Source organism: Pseudomonas sp. FW305-20, assembly GCF_058788075.1.
This window is the reverse complement of sequence record NZ_JBYTAJ010000005.1, coordinates 168,849-190,472: the sequence shown is the minus strand read 5'-3', so window position 1 is coordinate 190,472 and position 21,624 is coordinate 168,849. Positions and strand designations below refer to the sequence as shown.

Below are 21,624 nucleotides of genomic sequence, written 5' to 3'. Positions count from 1 at the left end.
GCCATTGCGTGATCGGGTGGTGGCTGGGTGTTCAACGGTTTTAGCCCTCGCGAATAGTGACCTGTTGTCTTAGAGTTACGGCACCAACCCGTATCCAGTGGCAGTCCTAATCAGGAGAAATAAATGACTATCGTCGTAATTGTGTATTCATCCGGACGAGGACACACACGGACTGTCGCGGAGCATGTCCAGCAAGGCGCAGCAATGGTTGCGGGAACATGTGCCGAACTCATCGAGATTGTGCCCGCTCAGATCGGTAGTGATGGCAGGTGGCGTGATGATGCTGTCATGAGCCGGCTAGCGGAGGCTGACGCCATAATCTTTGGTGCGCCCACCTACATGGGGTCGGCCCATGGATTGTTCAAGCTGTTCCTCGAGGCTGGTATCGCGCCTTGGCGTAGCCAGGAGTGGAAGGACAAGATCGCCGCCGGGTTCACAAACTCTGGAGCGCGCTCCGGCGACAAGCTCGTAACGCTGCAGCAGATGTCGATCTTCGCGGCGCAAATGGGAATGATGTGGGTAAGCGCCGGGGATTTGCCGGGTGGCAACTATCCCGATGGCGGTTTCAACGACGTGAACGTCAACGGATCATGGCTAGGCCTGATGACTCAAAGCCTGAATGAGGGCACGGCGGAGAACGCTCCGCATCCAGGCGACAGGCTTAGCGCGGAGCGCTTTGGACGTAGGGTGGCGCGAGCGACGGCACGTTGGGCAGTCGGTGCAGACAAGTTTCCTTCCCAGAGGATCGATGCACAGGAAAACCGGCGGCGCAATCTCGCAGGGATCGACGAATGGAAGCAATTTAAAGACTGACCCCTTATTCAATCGGTGGGATCAGATATCTGATAAATGGCACAGATCGAAAATCCGCTTTGCCGCTTCGGCGAAACGCGCAGTTCTCCAGTCAGTAACAAAAAAGCAAAGCCATCTGGCTTCGCTTTTTTGTTGGCGCTATTAACTGAATAACGCGGTCACATTGGCCCGTGCCGAGTGCAGTTTCTTATAGCTATCGATCAACCGCAGGTGCCTGTCGAGCCCCTCCAGTTTCAAGCTGGTCGGCGTCAAGCCATGGAAACGCACGCTGCCGTCTACCGATCCGATCGCTGCATCCGTGCGCTCGTTGCCAAACATCCGGCGGAAATTGGCCTCGTAGTCTTCCAGTTCCAGGTCTTCGTCCAGCTTCATCTCCAGCACCACATTGACCGCTTGGTAGAACAAGCCGCGTTCAACCGTGTTGTCGTTGTACTGCAGGAACATTTCTACCGCCTCTTTCGCCTCTTCATATTGCTGCAAGGCGAGATAAATCAGCAGCTTCAACTCCAGGATCGTCAGCTGGCCCCACGCCGTATTGTCGTCAAATTCGATGCCGATCAGGCTGGTGATGTCGGTGTAGTCGTCCAGCTCACTTTCCACCAGACGTTCAACCAGCGATTGCAGTTCTTCTTCGTCCAGGCGATGCAGGTTGAGGATGTCGGCACGGAAGAACAGCGCTTTGTTGGTGTTGTCCCAGATCAGATCATCCGCGGGATAGATTTCCGAATAGTCCGGTACGAGGATGCGGCAGGCCTTGGCGCCGATATGCTCGTAGACCGCCATGTACACTTCCTTGCCCATGCCTTCGAGAATGCCGAACAAGGTCGCGGCTTCCTCGGCATTCGAGTTTTCACCCTGGCCGGAGAAGTCCCACTCCACGAATTCGTAATCCGATTTGGCACTGAAGAAGCGCCACGACACCACGCCGCTGGAGTCGATAAAGTGCTCGACGAAGTTGTTCGGCTCGGTCACCGCATGGCCTTCAAACGTCGGCTGGGGCAGGTCGTTGAGGCCTTCGAAGCTGCGGCCCTGCAGCAATTCGGTCAGGCTGCGTTCCAGCGCCACTTCCAGGCTCGGGTGCGCGCCGAACGAGGCGAACACACCGCCGGTACGCGGGTTCATCAACGTGACGCACATCACCGGGAATTCACCCCCCAGGGACGCATCCTTCACCAACACAGGGAATCCCTGCTCTTCCAGTGCCTGAATACCGGCCAGTATGGCGGGGTACTTCGCCAGCACGCTGGCCGGCACATCCGGGAGTGCGAATTCGCCTTCGATGATTTCGCGCTTTACCGCGCGCTCGAAGATCTCCGACAGGCACTGCACCTGGGCTTCGGCCAGTGTATTACCGGCACTCATGCCGTTGCTCAGGAACAGGTTTTCAATCAGGTTGGACGGGAAGTACACCACTTCGCCGTCCGACTGGCGCACGTACGGCAACGAACAGATGCCGCGCTCTTCATTGCCCGAGTTGGTATCGATCAGATGGGAGCCACGCAGCTCGCCGTCGCGGTTGTAAATCTTCAGGCAATACTCGTCGAGAATCTCAGTCGGCAGCTCATCTTTACGGCCAGGCTTGAACCAGCGTTCGTCCGGGTAGTGCACAAACGCAGCGTTGGCGATGTCTTCGCCCCAGAACTGGTCGTTGTAGAAGAAGTTGCAGTTGAGTCGCTCGATAAACTCGCCCAACGCCGACGCCAACGCGCCTTCCTTGGTCGCACCCTTGCCGTTGGTAAAGCACATCGGCGAGTGCGCGTCGCGGATATGCAGCGACCACACGTTGGGCACGATATTGCGCCACGAAGCGATTTCAATCTTCATGCCCAGGTCCGCCAGGATGGCCGACATGTTGGCGATGGTTTGCTCCAGCGGCAGATCCTTGCCCGCGATATAGGTGTGCGCCTCTGAATTGGACGCAGGCATCAGCAACGCCTGGGCATCGGCGTCGAGGTTTTCCACCTCTTCGATCACAAACTCAGGCCCGGCTTGCACCACTTTTTTCACGGTGCAACGGTCGATGGACCGCAGGATGCCTTGGCGGTCCTTGTCGGAGATGTCCGCCGGTAGCTCGACCTGGATCTTGAAAATCTGGTTGTAACGGTTTTCCGGGTCAACAATATTGTTCTGCGACAGGCGGATGTTCTCGGTGGGGATATTGCGCGTGCTGCAATACAACTTCACAAAGTAGGCGGCACACAACGCCGACGACGCCAGGAAGTAGTCGAACGGACCCGGTGCCGAGCCATCGCCTTTGTAGCGGATAGGTTGATCGGCCACCACCGTGAAGTCGTCGAACTTGGCTTCAAGTCGAAGGTTGTCGAGAAAGTTGACCTTGATTTCCATGGGGGATTACCAGAATAACGGCTAGACGATTTGGTCGCCATTATCCGGCTTTTCGGCCGTAAGTCTCAGAAAAAAGGCCAGTCACGTGCGCACGCGACTGGCCTTCCTTGTTTCGGGAATGTCGGATTGCAAGCGTTGATCAGTGATGCGCCGCCAGGAACTCATCAGTGGACACTACGCTGGCGTAGGCAAAACCAAGGGCTGACATGAAGGCAGCGTGCACGTGGGCTGCCGGAACTGTGACGCCGTTGAACTCCAGGTCACGAGTAGCGCAGGCGTCGTGGATCACTGTGACGGTGTAGCCAAAGTCGGCGGCGGCGTGGGTGATGCCATCGATACACATGTGGCTCATGCTGCCGACGATCACCAGTTCCTTGATGCCTTGCTCGTCGAGGATCGATTTCAGACCGGTTTCGCGGAACGAGTTGACGAAGTGTTTGAGCACGACCGGCTCGTCGGCACGGTTGAGGACTTTGGGGTGCAGCTTCGCGCCTTCTGAGCCCGGAGTGAAGAAGGGCGCTTCGTCGGAGGTGAATTCGTGGCGGATGTGCACCACCGAATCACCGGCGTCGCGAAAGGCTTTGAGCAGACGAACGGCGTTGTCCGCAGCAGCGTCGGCGCCGACCAGCGGCCACTTGCCTTGGGGGAAGTAGTCATTTTGGATATCGACTACGATGAGTGCTTGCTTGGCCATGACTGTTTCCTCGAAGTGCTTGTTGGGTGTGGAGTGAAGTATTGGGTCTGGCAGGCTGTCCGAGGATTGGCCGCACCGACAATAGAAGGGGGAAAACTGACAATGGATGCACAAAGGCCAATCGCCGAGTTGGGCGTGCTGATCTATCCGGGTGCGCAAATGGCGGCGGTGCATGGGTTGACGGACTTGTTCGGGGTGGCGAACCGGATTGCCGCCGAGCATCAGGCGGTGCAATTGCCGTTGCTGCGGGTCAGCCATTGGCAGGTTGATGGCGATCAGGCGCCCGAGCGGGTCTACGACAGTCATCCCACTGCGGGCGGTGCGTTGGTGGCGGTGCTGATCCCGCCGTCGATCGGCGGTTTTTCCGAAGGCCAGGCCCCGCAGGGGCTGGTTCGCTGGCTGCGTCAGCAACACGCCAATGGCGCGACACTCGGCGGGGTTTGTGTGGGGTCTATTCTGTTGGCCGAGAGCGGCCTGCTCGACGGTCGCAGCGCCACCACTCACTGGACCTCGGCCAAGGCCTTCGCCGAGCGTTATCCGGCGATCAAGCTCAAGGCCGACACGCCCATCGTCGACGACGGCGACCTGATCACCACCGCCGGGCTGATGGCTTGGTCCGAACTGGGTTTGCGCCTGGTCAACCGCCTGCTGGGGCCGAGCATCGCCACCGGTACCGCGCGGTTTCTGGTGGTGGAACACAGCGACAGCGCGAGTGAGTGCGGCAGCAATTTTTCACCCATTCTCAGCCATGGCGACGCTTCGATTCTCAAGGTCCAGCATTGGCTGCAGAGCACCGGAGCGACCGATGTGTCGCTGGCAACGATGGCCGAGCGGGCAGGGCTGGAAGAGCGCACGTTCCTGCGTCGATTTCGTGCGGCAACCGGGCTCAAGCCCACCGAGTATTGCCAGCACCTGCGGGTCGGCAAAGCCCGGGAAATGCTCGAATTTACCAACGGCACCATCGATCACATTGCCTGGACGGTGGGGTATCAGGATCCGAGTGCGTTTCGGGCGACGTTCAAGAAGATTACCGGGTTGGCGCCGAGTGATTACCGGACACGGTTTGGGGTGACACCGACTGCCGTAACTCGGTAGCCAGATCACAACAGATCAAAAATGTGTACGGCTTCGGTCGTGCAAAATGCCGGAATGTTGAAGGCTGTCGTGCAGAATCAAACAGGCAGGGTGCCATCATGTTTTTCGCAACTGGCTGATTTGGAAAACGTTTGTCCTGAGCCCCCGTTGGCCTGATCTCTGCACCCCTTCAACTACATTCATCAAGCGCAGATTGAAGGGGGACGCATGACCCCAGCAAATCGCAAGAAACTGGTGGTCGCCCATTCCGTGCACGCCGATGCTCCGTTGCACGAAGTGGAAACCAATCGTGCGCTGGCCCGTTGGCTGGCGCAGATCCTGGGGCTTCAATACGGCGGCAGTTACGACCCGGCACTGCACAACGGGCGAGAGCTGTATCTGTTGCCGACCCAGACCCTTGTTGGCGCTGCTGCCGCCCGGCAGTTAGGCGTCAAGGGGCCGGAGGATATGTGGGGCGGTTACGTCGAGCATGATTTCATCTGCACCAAGGCCATCAGTCACGGGTTGCGCAACAAAAATGCTCACGCTCCGCAAGGCTGGTCACCGTTGTTTTCCGAACGTGTGCGCAGCGTGGTGCTCGACGGTCTCAGTGTGTTTTCCATGGACGATGCGCGGCCCGCGGCAGAGCACCTGCTCTACACCGGCCCGATCCGCATCAAGCCTATTCATGCCTGCGCCGGGCGCGGTCAGGAAGTGATCAAAAGCCTCGACCAGTTCGATGCCTTCCTTGCCAGACCCGATGCTAAAACGCTGTTCACCGAAGGTGTGGTGCTGGAGCAGGACCTGGATCACGTGATCACCCACAGCGTCGGTCAGAGTTTTATCGGCGACACGGTGCTGAGTTATTGCGGTGATCAATACTTGACTGAAGACGGTCAGGGCGAGCAGGTTTATGGAGGGTCCAACTTGCTGGTAGTGCGGGGTCATTACGATGATCTGCTCGAACTGGAACTGCCGGACGACGTCCGGCTGGCGATCCACCAGGCGCAAGTGTTCGACCGTGCCGCGGATGAGGCTTTTCCCCGTTTCTACGCTTCGCGGCGCAACTACGACATTGCCCAAGGCGTGGACAGTAACGGCAAACAGCGCAGCGGTGTGCTCGAGCAGTCCTGGCGGATCGGCGGTGCCAGCGGCGCTGAAGTGGCCGCCTTGCAGAGTTTCCTCAACGACCCCGGGATGCGCGCCATTCGCGTGTCATCGGTCGAGACCTACACCGATCAGCCGCTGCCGGCAGACGCCATCGAGGTGTATCGCGGGCCGGCGCAAAACAGTGACTTTCTCCTCAAGTACGTAACGGTTAAATCCTATGACGGCTAGAAGCGAAACCATTCAGATCGACATCGACGATGAACAGATGATCGGGACTTTTCTCAGCCCCAAATCAAAAGTGCCCGGCGTGCTCTTTGTACACGGTTGGGGCGGCAGCCAGGAGCGGGACCTGGAACGGGCCAAAGGCATCGCCGGTCTGGGTTGCGTGTGCCTGACGTTCGACTTGCGCGGGCACGCCGGCGGGACCGGTATTGCGCTCAATCGAGTCACCCGCGAAGACAATCTGCGCGACCTGCTGGCGGCGTATGACCGCTTGCTCGCGCACCCGGCGCTCGACACCTCGGCGATTGCCGTGGTCGGCACCAGTTATGGCGGTTACCTGGCCTCGATCCTGACCTCATTGCGCCCGGTGCGCTGGTTGGCGCTACGGGTGCCGGCGCTGTATCGCGATGATCAATGGCACACGCCCAAACGTGAACTGGACAAGCTCGATCTACGTGATTACCGCAGCACGCTAGTGCGCGCCGACAGCAACCGTGCGCTGCACGCGTGTTCGCAATTTACCGGTGATGTGCTGCTGGTCGAATCCGAGACCGACGACTATGTGCCCCACGCGACCATCATGAGTTACCGTGCGGCCTGTCAGCAGACTCACTCGCTGACCCACCGGATTATCGACGGCGCCGATCACGCCTTGAGCGAGCCTGTTTCGCAACAGGCGTACACCTCGATTTTGGTGGGCTGGATCACCGAGATGGTGGTGGGCGAGCGATTGAGCATTATCCAATCGACGTAAGTTTGGCGGTGGATTCTTCGCGGGCAAGTCGGGTCGCGATGGCGTCATCCCGGCTTCTTCTCGATCCGCAACGACTTGGCCTTGGCTTCCACGATCAGGTACATCACCAGGGTAATCAGTAGCGGCAAGATGAAATAGATCGCTCGATAGGCCAGCAATCCGGCCACCAGGCTGCCTCGGGACGCTTCATGTTGCAGCAGCGCCACGAACACCGCCTCAAGCACGCCGAGCCCGGCAGGTATGTGCGTGATGACCCCGGCAATCGCGCTGATCAGCAACACCCCAAGCACCAGCGGGTAATCGAGCTTGCTCGGCAGCAAGGTGAAAATCACCGCCGCCATCAGCGACCAGTTCAGCGCCCCGAGGGCCAGTTGCAGCACCGCCATGCGCAACGACGGCAGGTTGATTTCCACCCCGCGTATCGCCCACTCCCGCCGCCTGGAAAACTGACACGCGGCCAGATAGCACGCGCTCAACACCAGCAACAACACGCCCACACCTTGCAACGCACCGCTGCTCAGCTTCCAGCCTGGCGGCATTCGCACCAGTCCGCTGCTGAACACGGCACCGGCAATCACCATGTAACCGAACCAGTTCGTCGCGAGGCTCAACCCGAGAATTTTCGCGATGTTGCCCTTGCTCACCCCGAGTCGCGAATACAGCCGATAACGCATGGCAACACCGCCGACCCAAGCGCTCAGATTGAGGTTGAAGGCATAGCTGATAATCCCCACCGGCAAGATCTGCTTCCAGGTCAGGTCCTGGCGAATGTAGGTACGACCGATCAGGTCGAAACAGGCGTAGACCAGAAAACTCACCACGGTCAGAGCGGACGCGATGATCAGCGTGCGCACCTTGAACTCGGTGAGGTTGTGGAACACTTCATCCCATTCGATGCGCTGGGCAAGCATCGTGAACAGGACGATCAGCGCCAGGAAAAACAGCATGGTCAGAGGCCGTTTCCAGCGGCTCCAGCGGGATTTGCGCGGCGTTTCGGCATGGGTCGCCGGTTGCGTATCAGAGTGGCTCATCAGGTGTCACTCCCGGCGGAATGGGAAAAGGGTTTCAGGCGCGGCTTGTGCGCCGGCAGCCAACCGGCCCAGGCCGGGAAGTGCCGCAGGAAGTGAAACACCAGAAAGCCGACGGTCATGTGCCAGAGCCGCCCGCGAGGGGACTTGTCGGCGGACATGACCTTGCAATGGTTTTTACTCAGGTATTCGAGGCGCTCGTACAGATCGCGGTTGAAGGTGCGATCGCGGATCAACACATTGGCTTCCAGGTTCAAGGACAGGCTCAGGGGGTCGAGGTTGCTCGAACCGACCGTGCTCCAATCCTCATCCACCAGCGCGACTTTACCGTGCAGCGGACGGTCGCAATATTCGTAAATCTTTACGCCGGATTCGAGCAGGTAGTCATAGGTCATGCGCGCGGCGAGTTTGGCCGCCAGCAGATCGGGCTGGCCTTGCAGGATCAGCCGCACATCGACACCACGACGTGCCGCGTTGCGGATCTCGCGCAGCAGGCGATAGCCCGGAAAGAAGTAGGCATTGGCGATCACCACCCGACGCTGGGCACTGCGCAGCACCTGTCGGTAAACCTCTTCGATGTCGGTCGGATGCTCGCCGTTGTCGCGGTACACCAGGCGAACCTGGCCGTCATGATCGGTGAACGCCAGCTCTGAGCGCCGTTGCCGGCGTCGTTGCCACCAGTATTTGGCGCGAGCCGGGCGACCGCTTTGCAGCAAGGCGAAGTGATGGATGTCGGCCACCGCCGGGCCTTGCACTTCAACGGAATAATCCTGCTTGGCCTCAGGGCCGAAGTCAGCCAAATGGTCGGCCGAAAAGTTGATACCGCCGATGAAGGCAATCGTGCCGTCGACCACCACGATCTTGCGGTGCAGACGTCGGAACCAGTTGGTGCGGATGCCCAGATGTTTGGGCGCCGGGTCGAAAATCTGGATGCGTACGCCCGCCTCGCTCAAGGTACTGAGGTATTGCGTGCTCAGTTCACCGCAGCCAAAACCGTCGAGACTGGCGGTGATTCGCACACCGCGTTGAGCCGCGGCAATCAGCACTTCCTGCAGCTCATTACCGACCTTGTCCTCAAACACAATGAAGGTTTCCAGGAGAATTTCAGTCTTGGCCTGACGCATGGCTTCGAACACCCGAGGGAAATATTCTTCGCCGTTTTCCAGCAGCTCTACGCGGTTGTTGCCTTGCCAGCCATATTCGACGTCGACCACACCCGGCTCACGGATCGGCGGAGTTGTGGATAAGTGTTCCACGTTGGTTTTATCCATCGATGGGGTGCTCATAGCTCGATCTCCACCGATAGCGGTGCATGGTCGGAAAGGTGTGACCAGGGCCGCGCGGCCAGCACTTGCGGCCGACTGGCCTTGAGGTTGCGCACGTAGATGCGGTCAAGGCGCAACGCCGGCAAGCGCGCTGGAAAACTGCGCGCCGGCTTGCCGTGGAGTTCGGCGAAAACCTCCCGCAGACCGCTGGGTTTGAGCAGCGCGTCGGCACGCTGGCGCCAATCGTTGAAGTCACCGGCAACGATCACCGGGGCATCGCTGGGCAGTTCTTCGAGGCGCCGGGCCAGCAACTTGAGCTGTTCGGTGCGGTGGGTTTCGCGAAGGCCCAGATGCACACAAATGGCATGCACTTCCTGGCCGTCACCGGGCAGGCGCAGCACGCAATGCAGGATGCCGCGGTTTTCGTGACCGCTGATGGACACGTCGAGGTTGTCATGGCGAATGATCTGGAATTTCGACAGCAGTGCATTGCCGTGATCGCCCGCCGGATAGACTGCGTTGCGCCCATAGGCAAACTGCGGCCATAGGGTGTCGGCGAGGAACTCGTATTGCGGCATCGCCGGCCAATTGGTGTAGCGCTGAGGGTGATGCTCGTGAGTGCCGTGGACTTCCTGCAAAAACACCACGTCAGCGGACACGCTGCGCACCGCTTCGCGCAGTTCCGGCAGGATAAAGCGCCGGTTGAGCGCGGTGAACCCCTTGTGCGTGTTGACCGTCAGCACCGTGAAGCGGCGCACGGCGGTGATGATGGGGGGCTGTTCATCGCGAGGGCCGACCTGTTCGGGAATGCTCATGACAGCACTCCTTCGGCGGCCCGTTCACCGGGGCGGGTGGCGAGGTCTTTATCCAGGTGAAAGCGCTCCAGCAAGCGGCGGGCATCGAAGGGCGCGCGGACTTTGATGTCGTTGTCAAAGTAGCAAAACACCTCACGGGATTTGCGCGCCTTGGGCTTTTGCCGGGGGGCGATCAGCTGCGGGTCGGGCGGTTGCCGGCCGTGGTGCCAAGCCTCGATCCGGTCGCCCCAGCGTTTCAGTGCTTCGGGGGTGTAACCGCTGGCATAGAGTTCTTCGGCACCGTGCAGGCGCAGGTAAACGAAGTCGCTGGTGAGGTCCTCGCGGTACGGCCATTTACCGGCGGTGTCAGCGATAACCAGCGCAGCATTGTGGCGTTTGAGCAGGCGGATGAAGGCGGGGTCGACGAAGCTCTCGTTTCTGATTTCTATGGCATGGCGCAAAGGCTTTTTTCCATAGGCCTTCAGGCTGGCGTGACCGTTCAGGTGCGAATCATGCTGGCGGGCGAGGGCGGCGGCCTCTTCGGTGTTGCGGGGCAACTGTTCCAGAAAGGTCTCGAACAACTCGGCATTGAATTTGAAGTTGGGCGGGAATTGCCAGAGGATCGGGCCGAGTTTTTCCTTGAGCTCCAGCACCCCCGACGCAAAGAAATTCGCCAAGGGTTTATGGATGTCTCGCAGTCGCCTGATGTGGGTGATGAAGCGCGGGGCTTTGACGCTGAAAACGAAGCCCCTTGGGGTTTCGGCGTACCACTGGGCATACCGTTCCGGCCGTTGCAGGGCGTAAAACGATCCATTGATTTCGATGCTGTTGACCGCCCGTGAGGCGAATTGCAATTCGCGCTTGTGGGTCAGCCCCTTCGGGTAGAACTCCCCCCGCCAGGGCGTGTAGCGCCAGCCTGAAATGCCGATGTGGATCGCCGCCATGTCGCCTCCCGTCTAATGGTCTTCGGACCGCCCTGTCTTTTGATGACTGCGCGGCAGGCGAGAAAGTTTCGACGGGGCTACGGACGGTACACGCTCGACAAAACACCGCAGATCAAATGTGGGAGCGGGCTTGCTCGCGAAAGCGGTGTGTCAGTCACATCATCGCTGGATGTGCCGCCGCCATCGCGGGCAAGCCCGCTCCCACAGGGGCATCAGTGGCCTGTGACTACTCGGGTTAAACCTTCAACCGATTCGGCATATGCCGGACCTAATCGATCAAGACGACCGCTCCACGCGGTCAGCGCCAACGCCACCAACACCACCAGACCCCCGATCCACGCGGTGTGGATCAAGCCCATGTGAGCAACGATCAAGCCACCGCCCCACGCGCCACCGGCGATGCCGAGGTTGAACGCGGCGATGTTCAGGCCCGACGCTACGTCCACCGCATGCGGGGTGTGATGTTCGGCCTGACGCACCACGTAAACCTGCAGGCCCGGCACGTTGCCGAATGCAACCGCGCCCCAGACCAGCACGGTGGCCAGGGCCAGCCATGGGCTGCCAGCGGTAAAGGTCAGTACGAACAACACGGCAGCGAGCAGGGCGAAGATGATTTTCAGGGCGCTGATCGGGCCGCGTTTGTCCGCCAGCTTGCCGCCCCAGATGTTACCGACGGCCACCGAGATGCCGTAGACCAGCAACACCAAGCTGACGGTGCTGGCGCTGAAGCCGGAAATGTCCTGAAGAATCGGTGCCAGGAAGGTGAACGCGATGAATGAGCCGCCGTAACCGACCGCGGTCATGGCGTACACCAGCAGCAGACGGGGTTGCTTGAGCACCTGCAATTGCTGCAACAGTGAAGCGGGTTTGCTGTGGGCAATGTTTTTCGGCACGTAAAGCAGGCTGCCGATGAACGCAATCACCCCCAGCGCAGACACCGCGAGGAAGGTTTCACGCCAGCCGAAATGCTGACCAATGAACGTCCCTAGTGGCACGCCGGTCACCAAGGCCACCGTCAGGCCGGTGAACATGATGGCGATCGCGCTGGCGGCTTTCTCTTTCGGCACGAGGCTGGTGGCGATGGTCGAGCCAATCGAAAAGAACACCCCGTGGGCCAGACCGGTAACGATCCGCGCAATGATCAGTGACTCGTAACTCGGCGCTTTCCAGGCCAGCAGGTTACCCAGGGTGAACAGCACCATCAGCGACAACAGCAGCAGTTTGCGCGGGACTTTGCCGGTGAGGGCGGTCAGCACCGGGGCGCCAATGGCAACGCCCAATGCGTAGAGACTGACCAGCAGGCCGGCGGACGGCAGGCTGACGCCAAGGTCGGCGCCGATGGTGGGTAACAGGCCAACGATGACGAACTCGGTCGTCCCGATGGCGAAGGCGCTGAGGGTCAGCGCGAGCAAGGCAATGGGCATGACTGCAACTCCGGTGGATTGATTGATGGAGCGCAGTGTCGGGGTTTGGGTTATGCGGAAAAATAGGGGGATGGGCATTTGATATTTGCCTTGCGCGCAAAGATCACCTCGGGCTGAAAATTACCTGTGGCGAGGGGGCTTGCCCCCGTTGGGCTGCGGAGCGGCCCCAAAACCCGTCAATCGGTATTCTCCAGATACACCGCGAACAATGGGTTTACGCCTGCTTCGCAGTCGAACGGGGGCAAGCCCCCTCGCCACAGGGAGTCGCATTGGCTTGCAATCTCACGGCCAAAACCGAACTTGCCTACAATTCCCCGATCAGTTCCTTACAGACCCTTTTGCAGGAGCACCGCGTTTGTTCAAGTTCAAGACCGCGATACTACTGGGGGCATTGGCGATTCTGGGCAGCAACGAGCTGGAGGCTGCCGCCGCAGTGCCGGGTGTGCCGGCCACCGCCGCGACACCACTGGCCCACCCCGAACCGCTGGTACAGGGTGGTTTGCTGGGGGCGATCAGTTCGAGCATTGATCAAGTCCAGGGAAAACTCGATCTCAACGAGGACCTGCTGGATGCCTGGCGTCTGCGGGCAGACCGGGCAGCGGTTGAGGTGGATCGACTGGTCAATCATCCATCGTCCCGTTCGAGCTGGAGCGTGGCGGGGGATTTCCTGCTGTTGTCCGGTGTGTGGGTGGGTGTTTTCGCGCTGCTCTGGTTGCTTGGCGGTCTGCTCGCCAAACGTCTATGCCAGAACCGCCTGTTGCTGACTCGCGAGCGCGGTCAGGCGTTACTCGGTTATGTGTTGCCCTACACGGTTCCGGCGCTGATCAGCCTGCCGCTGACGCTGTACGTCAGCCACTTCCTGCAAGTGTCCGCCGGCCGGGCGCTGGCATTGTGTTTCGCCTATGCCACCAGCAGCGGCATCTTCGCCGCGTCGTTGCTGTTGTCGCTGGTGGTGCTGTTCAACGCTGGCCACAAGCGCCGGGCGGTGCAGCTTATTCATCAGTACAGCCCACGACCGCTGATTTTGATGGGCTTCCTCGTGGCGCTGAGCGACGGCTTGACCAGCCCGCAGATCGCCCGTCTGCTTGGCGGCAATCTCACCAGCAGCGTCGCGGTGTTCACCGGGGTGGCGGCCTCGGTCACCTTTGGCATTCTGGTGATCAAGATGCGCCGTCCGGTCGCCCATCTGATCCGCATTTTGCCGTTGGCCCAGCGCCTCAGTCAGCCGGCCTTGCGTGAAATGCTGCGGATCTTTTCCGGGCTCTGGTACTGGCCGATTCTGTTGATGGTGCTGGTGTCGGTGATCAACCTGATCGGCATCGGCGATGACAACCAGGAAGTGCTTCGCTGCGCGCTGTTTACTACTGTCTTGCTGATTGCGACGGTGTTTCTCAGTACGTCGCTTCATCATTTGTTCAAGTCGCGCAGTGAGTTGGCAGTGCGTCGCAGCAGTGCCTACAAGGAACGCTTTCTCAGCCTTTCCCACGCGTTGCTGCGCATCGCCCTGGCGATTGTGTTCATCGATGTCCTGGGGCGCATCTGGGGGGTGTCGCTGTTCGAATTTGCGGTGAGCAATTCGGTCGGCCGGGCGATCAGTGATTCCCTGAGCCGCATCGGTTTGATTTTCCTGGTGACCTGGATGGTCTGGGTGGTGTTGGACACGGCGATTCAAGAAGCCCTGAAGCCACCCGTCAGCAAACGCTCGGCGCGCCAGCCCAGCACCCGGATCAAAACCATCCTGCCGCTGCTGCGCAACGCGATCAAAATCATTCTGGTGGTGATCTGCGCGATCACCACCATGGCTAACCTGGGGATCAACGTTGCACCGTTTTTGGCCGGTGCCGGTGTCGTGGGGCTGGCGATCGGTTTCGGTTCCCAGCAGCTGGTGCAGGATGTGATCACCGGCTTGTTCATCATCATTGAAGACACGTTGTCGATTGGCGATTGGGTGGTCCTCGACTCTGGCCACGCCGGCACCGTCGAAGGCCTGACCATCCGCACCTTGCGCTTGCGCGACGGCAAGGGCTTTGTGCACTCGGTGCCGTTCGGTCAGATCAAGGCCGTGACCAATCAATCGCGGCAATTCGCCTATGCGTTCTTCTCGGTGCAATTCACTTACGACACCGATGTCGACAAGGCTATCGAGTTGATCCGCGAGGCCGGGGATTCCATCCGCGACGATGCGTTCCTCAAGTACAACCTGCAAGGGCCGCTGGATGTGTTTGGTGTCGACAAGATGGACCTCAACGGCGTGGTGCTGACGGCACAGTTTCGCACCGTGTCGGGAGGGCAATACGCAGTGAGTCGAGCGTTCAACCAGCGTTTGAAAAAGCTTGTGGATAACAGCCCGTGGGTGCATTTCGCGCAGACTTATCCACAGCAGGTGTTGATGCCCCGGCAAGCTGTCGAGCCGCTGCAAGGCGATGAGCTTGCATCGGAGCATTCATCGGTGTTCCTGCCGGATCAGCCGCGCACCCAATAGCCCCACACAGCTGATCGTTCCCACGCTCCGCGTGGGAGTGCAGCCCGGGACGCTCTGCGTCCCTTTCGTGAGCTGGAACGCGGAGCGTCCCTTGAGGCATTCCCACGCGGAGCGTGGGAACGATCAGTGTCGGGTGAGTTTGTTGTGCAGCTCGGCAGTCGATTGCTGATCCAGCTCCAGCCAGAAAATCTGCTTTCCGGCAATCTCGGCAGCGGCGGGCAACCCATCTCGATACACCAATCGATTACTCGCCAATGCCGGTACTTTTGCGCCCGGTAAAAGCGTCCCGGCGAGGTTCAGTGGATCAACTCCGCACACGGCAATCAAACTCCCGTCATGCGGCCGTCGCCGCACCTCGCGCAACAATGGTATGGCCTCGGGCAGCGCAAACTGCTCACCGGCCAAGCCACTGACAAACCTTCCGCCGCGAATCTCGCCTCGAGCTTCCAGCCGATGGAAAGTGCGCAGCAATTCCCGCCAGCTTGGCAACCAATCCGCTTCCCTTTCCAGCAAGCGCCAGAACACCACGCCGTAACGCCGGAGCAAGGTCATGGCGATGTGTTCAAGGGTGTCGGTCGGCGTCGGTGCCGGACGTTTATTCTCCACAACCGGAGCTTGTGCGCCGCGTCGCAGCAAGGCCCAGCGTCCGGCATCGTCCATGCCGCCGACAAACGCTCCGCGCCCGCGTCGGCTGCTGCGATTCTGGCGTTTGCTGGCCGGCGTAATCAGTGCACGCAGCCCGGCGAAGCTGTCGGCATTCACCAACCCGGCGCCGACCAATTCCTGCAAGGCGATTTCCAGTTCCGAGCGCAGCAGATGAGCCTCGTGAGTCAGCTCATCGAAAAACAGCGCACCGTGTTGGCTGAGTGCTTCATAAACTTTTTGCGTCTTGGGCGACAGCTCGCTGGCGGGTGTCTGTTCGGTCAATCCGCTCCACAACCCGACCTGGCTGCGCGGCAGCAGCAGAATCGGTGTGCTGCGCAGCGCCGTGCTGGCGCTCTTGTTGCGCGCGGTCAGTCGCGTCCACACCAGTTTGCCGCTGCGACACAGGTCATCCAGCCAACTCGCTGAATAGTCTTTTATTCGCGCCGGCAAAATATCGCTGTCCCAGGCTGAAGCGGCGGCGGGGTAGCCTTCGAACTGACCGACTATCGCGGGCAATACTGCGCTGCCCTGGCCTTGGCCCGCGGCAGACAGATGCTGCCAATCGAACAGGAACCGCATGAAATCCTGTAACGCTACGGGCTCGATTTCCCGCCGAAGACGCTTGACGGTGTAGCGGTGAATCCGCGCCAGCAAATGCCGTTCGCACCATTCTTCCTCCGCCGTGCCGGGGGTGAATTGACCGCGCAGCACATAGCCTTCGCGTTCCAGTTGCGCCAACGCCTGGGTGACTTGAGTCGTCGGTAAACCGAGCGGTTCGGCAATCGCGCTCAGCGGCAATGGGCCAAAGGCACTGAGCCGCGCACGAATCACTTCCAGCACCGCTTCGTCCGCCGACCAGACTTCATCGAACCCGGGCAACGCCTCCAACGGTGGCTGCAAAATCGCTTGTGGATAAATCGCTTGCAGGCAGGTCAGCCGCTCCAGTGCCAACCACAGCGCTTGCCCGGCATTGACTTGCAAGCGGCTGGCGCGACCGCTGTCGGCCAGGGCATTCAGCCATTCGAGCCAGTCTGGATTAGCCAAGGCCTCGGCGTCGGAGATGCACGCAAGGCTCATCAACGCTTCATGCATTTCATCGGCACCCGTCGGCGTTGGCCAGGCTTCCTCGCGCACGGCTTGAATCGCGTCAGCATCCAGCGCACCGAGGTCGTCGGTGGACTGTGGATCGCTCCAGCGGCGGTTGAGCACTGCCTGAGTGCGGCGCTCTTCCAACGGCGCATCGTCGAGAAAGGTGTAGGGGCGGGCACTGAGAATTTCCGCTGCCAGCGGCGAGGGCGCCGGCAGGTCGCGGCTGATCAGGCGGATCTCACCGCGTTCCATGCGCCGCAACAACGCCAGCCAGCCTTCGCTGTCCATGGCTTCGTGCAGGCAATCGTCGAGGGTTTGTTCCACCAGGGGATGGTCGGGAATTTCCCGTTCGCCGGCGAGGTTTTCCACGCAGGCAATCTGGTCGGGAAACACGCTGGCGATCAGGTCTTCGCTTTTCATTCGCTGGATCTGCGGCGGGACTTTGCGCCCGCCACTGTAGCGTGGCAGCGCCAGCGCGACCCCGGCATTCCAGCGCCAGCGCACACCGAACAGCGGGGCCTCGAGTACGGCTTGAATCAGGGTGTGCTCGGCGCTGTTGCTGTGCAGGTAACGCCAGACATCATCGAGTTCAAAACTGTGGCCGGTGGACAGTGACAGGACGATGGCGTCTTCGCTGGCGGCGGCCTGCAATTCGAAGTTGAAGGTGCGGCAAAAACGCTTGCGCAGGGCCAGGCCCCAGGCGCGATTGATGCGGCTGCCGAACGGCGTGTGGATGATCAATTGCGTGCCGCCGGACTCGTCGAAAAACCGCTCCATCAGCAGCGTGTCCTGTGACGGCAGGGCGCCGAGAGTCAGGCGCGCGCGGGCCAGGTAATCGACTAATTGTTCGGCACTGGCCAGGTTCAGACCGAGGGTGTCGGTCAGCCAGTCAGTCGCGGGCTGCAAGTCACCGGGGGTGGCGCCGAGCAGCGCATCGAGTTGCGCTTGCAGGCGCGCCACCGCGAACGACAGTTCAGCGCTGCGCCCCGGCGCTTCGCCGAGCCAGAAGGGAATGGTCGGCGGTTGGCCCTGAGCGTCTTCCACCCGGACCTTGCCGGTTTCGACCCGCAGAATCCGGTAGGAGGTGTTGCCCAACTGGAAGACATCCCCGGCGATGCTTTCCACCGCAAAGTCTTCGTTGACGCTGCCGATGTTCAGCCCTTGGGGTTCGAGTAAAACGCTGTAGTCGGCGTTGTCCGGGATCGTTCCGCCGCTGGTCACGGCCGTCAGCTTGGCGCCCCGCCGACCACGCAGGGTGCGGGTCACGGCGTCGCGGTGCAGGTAAGCGCTGCGGATGCCCAGGCGACCGTTGTAGCCTTCGGCGAGCATGTGCAGCAGCGCCTGATAATGTTTGTCGTCGAGCTCGCTGTAGGGCGAGGCGTTGCGGAACATCTCCAGCAGCGCCTGCTCCTGCCATTCCTGGCAACTGACCTCGGCGATGATCTGCTGCGCCAGCACGTCCAGCGGTGCCTTGGGGATCAGTAAGGTGTCGAGTTCGCCGCGCCGCACGCAGTCGAGCAGGGCGGCGCACTCGATCAGGTCGTCGCGGGTGGTGGCGAACAAACGGCCCTTGGGCGTGCCGCCGACCTGGTGCCCGGAGCGGCCGACCCGTTGCAGGAACCCGGCAATCGAGCGTGGCGAGGCAATCTGGCAGACCAGGTCCACGTCACCGATATCGATCCCCAGTTCCAGGGACGCCGTGGCGATCAGCACTTGCAGCTCTCCGCGCTTGAGGCGCTGTTCGGCGTCGAGACGAAACTCCTTGGCCAGACTGCCGTGGTGGGCGGCCACCGCGTCCTTGCCGAGGCGTTCGCTCAAGTGACGGCTCAGGCGTTCGGCGAGGCGTCGGGTGTTGACGAAAATCAGCGTGGTGCGGTGTTCGCGGGCGAGGACGGCGAGTCGGTCGTAGACCAGTTCCCAGATGTCGTTGGCCATCACCGCCGACAACGGCACGGGCGGCACCTCGATGTCCAGATCTCGCGGACGGGCGTGGCCGATGTCGATGATTTCGCACGCGCGATCACGGCCAACCAGAAACTGCGAGACGGCTTCGATGGGTTTTTGCGTGGCAGACAGGCCGATCCGCATCAGCGGTTGCGCGCACAGCGCTTGCAGTCGCTCGAGGCTCAGGGCCAGGTGACTGCCGCGCTTGCTGGCGGCGATGGCGTGGATTTCGTCGACGATCACCGTGCGGGCGGTACTGAGCATCAGCCGGCCGGAGTCGGAGCCGAGCAGCACGTAAAGGGATTCCGGGGTGGTCACCAGAATGTGTGGGGCGATCTTGCGCATCGCCGAGCGGTCTTTTTGCGGCGTATCGCCGGTGCGCACGGCGGTGTTGATCTGCAGTTCGGGCAGGCCCATTGCGCGTAATTGCTCGGTGATGCCGGCCAGCGGGTTTTGCAGGTTGATCTGGATGTCGTTGGACAAGGCCTTCAGCGGCGAAACGTAGACCACCAGGGTTTCATCCGGCAGATGGCCGCCGTTGGCCATTGCGCGGTGGACCAGGTCGTCGATGACCGCGAGGAACGCGGTGAGGGTCTTGCCGGAGCCCGTGGGTGCGGCGACCAGGGTCGAACGCTGCTGGCGGATCAACGGCCACGCCCGGGCCTGGGCGGCGGTGACCGTCGGGAAGGTGCTGCTGAACCAGGCGCTGACGGCGGGGTGGAAGCCTGCCAGGGCGCTGTCCGTCGGGATTGGCAGATTCATGCCCTGATTTATGCGGGCGAGTCGGGGAAGTTGCAAGTACCGCTCAAGACTTCTGGTGGTCCTTAGGGCCCCTTCGCGAGCAAGCCCGCTCCCACATTTGAACGGTGTCGGTCACAAATTATGAGTACACAGGAGATCCAATGTGGGAGCGGGCTTGCTCGCGAAGGGGCCAGAACAGGCGCCGCAGAACTCAGGTATCTACACTTTACGGATGACGGTTGCGCACTAAACCCGCAAAATGCAACGATTCCGGCAACGATCGACGGCATCGCCCGCGAGCGGTGTCGATAAAGCCATTGTTTCAATCAGACTGGGCCTGCTGACTCTATGCGAATGCGCCTTATGTTACTGGGCGGCGGAAATGCCCTTGGGCAGGCGCTGATTCGCCTCGGTGCGGAGGAAGACATCGGCTTCCTCGCCCCCCGCCCACCGCAAGACGGCTGGGATGCCGCGAGCCTGACGCAGCTGCTCGACGACACCCGTCCAGACGCGTTGATCAACCTCGCCTATTATTTCGACTGGTTTCAGGCGGAGACGGTCAGCGAACAGCGTCTGGCCGGGCAGGAACGGGCGATCGAGCGTCTGGCCGAACTGTGCCAGCATCACAACATCGTGCTGCTGCAACCATCGAGCTATCGGGTGTTCGATGGTTCCCGGGCGACGGCCTACAGCGAAAAAGACGAACCAGTGCCCTTGGGCCTGCGCGGTCAAGCCTTGTGGCGGATCGAACAAAGCGTTCGCGCCACCTGCCCGCAACACGTGTTGCTGCGATTCGGCTGGTTGCTGGATGACAGCCCCGACGGCACCCTCGGACGTTTCCTCGGCCGCGCCGAACTGCCGGAAGAATTGCTGATGGCCGACGATCGCAGGGGCAATCCGACGCCGGTCGACGACGCCGCCCGAGTGATCATCTCGGTCCTCAAGCAACTCGATTGTTCGGCGCCGCTGTGGGGCACCTACCATTACGCCGGGCATGAGGCGACCACGCCGCTGGCACTTGGGCAGGCGATCCTCACCGAAGCACGCGCCCTGCATCCGCTGGCCATCGAAGCGCCGACCGCCCAGGCTCACGCCGCCCGGCCCGACGCCGCCGAAGAGCCGCAACATGCGGTGCTGGCCTGCAAGAAAATTCTGCACACTTTCGGGATCAAGCCCCGCGCCTGGCGCGCGGCACTCCCGGGCTTACTGGATAGGTTTTATCGCCATGGCTGACGGCCCTGTTTTAATCACCGGCGGCGCCGGTTTCATCGGTTCGCACCTCACCGATGCCTTGCTCGCCAAGGGCCATTCGGTGCGCATCCTCGATGACCTATCCACGGGCAAACGCAGCAACTTGCCGCTGGACAATCCAGGCGTCGAACTGATCGTGGGCGATGTCGCCGATGCTGCGCTGGTGGCGCGGGCGATGGTCGGTTGCAGCGCAGTGGCGCACCTGGCCGCGGTGGCGTCGGTGCAGGCGTCGGTGGATGATCCGGTGAAGACTCACCAGAGCAACTTCATTGGCTCGCTGAATGTCTGTGAAGCCATGCGCCAGGCCGGCGTCAAGCGAGTGCTGTATGCGTCCAGCGCAGCGGTCTATGGCAACAATGGCGAAGGCGAGTCGATTGACGAAGACACGCCCAAGGCACCGTTGACGCCCTACGCGTCGGACAAGTTGGCGAGCGAGCATTACTTCGATTTTTACCGTCGCCAGCATGCTCTGGAGCCGGTGATTTTCCGCTTCTTCAACATCTTCGGCCCGCGCCAGGATCCGTCCTCGCCGTATTCCGGGGTGATCAGCATCTTCAGCGAACGCGCACAAAAGGGCCTGCCGATCACGGTGTTCGGTGACGGTGAGCAGACTCGCGATTTCGTCTACGTCGAAGACCTGGTCGACTTGCTGGTGCAAGCCATCGAGAAACCGCAGGTCGAAGTCGGTGCGGTCAATGTCGGCTGGAACCAGGCCACGACCCTCAAGCAAATGCTTGAAGCCCTTGACGCGGTGGTCGGTCCATTGCCGCCGGTGAGCCATGGCCCGGCGCGCTCCGGTGACATCCGCCACTCGCGAGCGAACAATCAGCGTTTGCTGGAGCGCTTTACCTGCCCTGAGCAGACACCGATGCATGTCGGCCTGGCGCGGTTGTTGGGACGATAGATCGTTCCCACGCTCCGCGTGGGAATGCAGCCCGGGACGCTCCGCGTCCCAAGAGCGGACGCAGAGCGTCCATTGAGGCATTCCCACGCAGAGCGTGGGA

15 protein-coding genes are annotated in these 21,624 nt (G+C 61.0%); 7 read left to right on the top strand and 8 right to left on the bottom strand.

Going from position 1 to position 21,624, the window contains the following annotated elements:
• Positions 1-123: 123 nt before the first annotated feature.
• A complete protein-coding gene (locus tag AC3WP4_RS06700) occupies positions 124-813 on the top strand; it encodes a flavodoxin family protein (RefSeq protein WP_102615735.1) in 690 nt (229 codons plus the stop codon).
• Between the two features lie 141 nt (positions 814-954).
• Here the strand turns inward: AC3WP4_RS06700 and AC3WP4_RS06695 are convergent, their stop codons facing one another.
• The gene (locus AC3WP4_RS06695) at positions 955-3,159 is read right to left on the bottom strand and encodes an OsmC domain/YcaO domain-containing protein (protein ID WP_074871316.1); all 2,205 of its coding nucleotides are present in this window, start codon (positions 3,157-3,159) and stop codon (positions 955-957) included.
• Positions 3,160-3,298: 139 nt separating this feature from the next.
• Positions 3,299-3,853, bottom strand: a complete 555-nt coding sequence (locus tag AC3WP4_RS06690; protein ID WP_102615736.1) for a cysteine hydrolase family protein — start codon at positions 3,851-3,853, stop codon at positions 3,299-3,301.
• A 102-nt stretch (positions 3,854-3,955) separates the two neighbouring features.
• On the opposite strand from AC3WP4_RS06690, the gene AC3WP4_RS06685 reads away from it, so the two are divergent.
• The 3 genes from AC3WP4_RS06685 to AC3WP4_RS06675 all read left to right on the top strand — a co-directional run bounded on the left by AC3WP4_RS06685 (position 3,956) and on the right by AC3WP4_RS06675 (position 7,013).
• On the top strand, positions 3,956-4,948 hold the full coding sequence (locus AC3WP4_RS06685; protein WP_102615737.1) for a GlxA family transcriptional regulator: 993 nt from the start codon (positions 3,956-3,958) through the stop codon (positions 4,946-4,948).
• Positions 4,949-5,155: 207 nt separating this feature from the next.
• Complete coding sequence (locus AC3WP4_RS06680; protein WP_076029577.1) at positions 5,156-6,265, top strand: DUF3182 family protein; 1,110 nt, start codon at positions 5,156-5,158, stop codon at positions 6,263-6,265.
• A complete protein-coding gene (locus tag AC3WP4_RS06675; protein WP_074871310.1) occupies positions 6,255-7,013 on the top strand; it encodes an alpha/beta hydrolase family protein in 759 nt (252 codons plus the stop codon). The genes AC3WP4_RS06680 and AC3WP4_RS06675 overlap by 11 nt, the downstream gene beginning before the upstream one ends.
• A gap of 44 nt (positions 7,014-7,057) precedes the next feature.
• Here AC3WP4_RS06675 and AC3WP4_RS06670 read toward each other — a convergent pair whose 3' ends face one another.
• The 5 genes from AC3WP4_RS06670 to AC3WP4_RS06650 form a co-directional block, all read right to left on the bottom strand.
• Positions 7,058-8,044, bottom strand: coding sequence for a lysylphosphatidylglycerol synthase domain-containing protein (locus AC3WP4_RS06670; RefSeq protein WP_102615738.1), 987 nt, complete (start codon positions 8,042-8,044; stop codon positions 7,058-7,060).
• Positions 8,044-9,327 (bottom strand): cardiolipin synthase ClsB, encoded by a 1,284-nt coding sequence (gene clsB / locus AC3WP4_RS06665; protein ID WP_076029579.1) that lies wholly within the window; start codon positions 9,325-9,327, stop codon positions 8,044-8,046. The genes AC3WP4_RS06670 and clsB overlap by 1 nt, the downstream gene beginning before the upstream one ends.
• Entirely contained in the window at positions 9,324-10,121 is a 798-nt protein-coding gene (locus AC3WP4_RS06660; RefSeq protein WP_074871304.1) for an endonuclease/exonuclease/phosphatase family protein, read from the bottom strand. The genes clsB and AC3WP4_RS06660 overlap by 4 nt, the downstream gene beginning before the upstream one ends.
• The gene (locus AC3WP4_RS06655) at positions 10,118-11,044 is read right to left on the bottom strand and encodes a DUF72 domain-containing protein (protein ID WP_074871303.1); all 927 of its coding nucleotides are present in this window, start codon (positions 11,042-11,044) and stop codon (positions 10,118-10,120) included. Before AC3WP4_RS06655 ends, AC3WP4_RS06660 begins: the two co-directional genes overlap by 4 nt.
• Positions 11,045-11,256: 212 nt before the next feature.
• Entirely contained in the window at positions 11,257-12,468 is a 1,212-nt protein-coding gene (locus AC3WP4_RS06650; protein ID WP_074871301.1) for an MFS transporter, read from the bottom strand.
• A 355-nt stretch (positions 12,469-12,823) separates the two neighbouring features.
• Here AC3WP4_RS06650 and AC3WP4_RS06645 point away from each other — a divergent pair, with 355 nt between their 5' ends.
• The gene (locus AC3WP4_RS06645) at positions 12,824-14,950 is read left to right on the top strand and encodes a mechanosensitive ion channel family protein (protein WP_102615739.1); all 2,127 of its coding nucleotides are present in this window, start codon (positions 12,824-12,826) and stop codon (positions 14,948-14,950) included.
• A 123-nt stretch (positions 14,951-15,073) separates the two neighbouring features.
• On the opposite strand, the gene AC3WP4_RS06640 is transcribed toward AC3WP4_RS06645, so the two are convergent.
• Entirely contained in the window at positions 15,074-19,390 is a 4,317-nt protein-coding gene (locus AC3WP4_RS06640) for an Lhr family helicase (protein ID WP_102615740.1), read from the bottom strand.
• Between the two features lie 327 nt (positions 19,391-19,717).
• Here AC3WP4_RS06640 and AC3WP4_RS06635 point away from each other — a divergent pair, with 327 nt between their 5' ends.
• Both AC3WP4_RS06635 and AC3WP4_RS06630 read left to right on the top strand, forming a co-directional pair.
• Complete coding sequence (locus AC3WP4_RS06635) at positions 19,718-20,602, top strand: sugar nucleotide-binding protein (RefSeq protein ID WP_046047341.1); 885 nt, start codon at positions 19,718-19,720, stop codon at positions 20,600-20,602.
• Positions 20,595-21,524: an NAD-dependent epimerase/dehydratase family protein gene (locus AC3WP4_RS06630; protein ID WP_102615741.1), complete on the top strand. Its 930-nt coding sequence runs from the start codon at positions 20,595-20,597 to the stop codon at positions 21,522-21,524. The genes AC3WP4_RS06635 and AC3WP4_RS06630 overlap by 8 nt, the downstream gene beginning before the upstream one ends.
• The last annotated feature ends 100 nt before the right edge of the window (positions 21,525-21,624 follow it).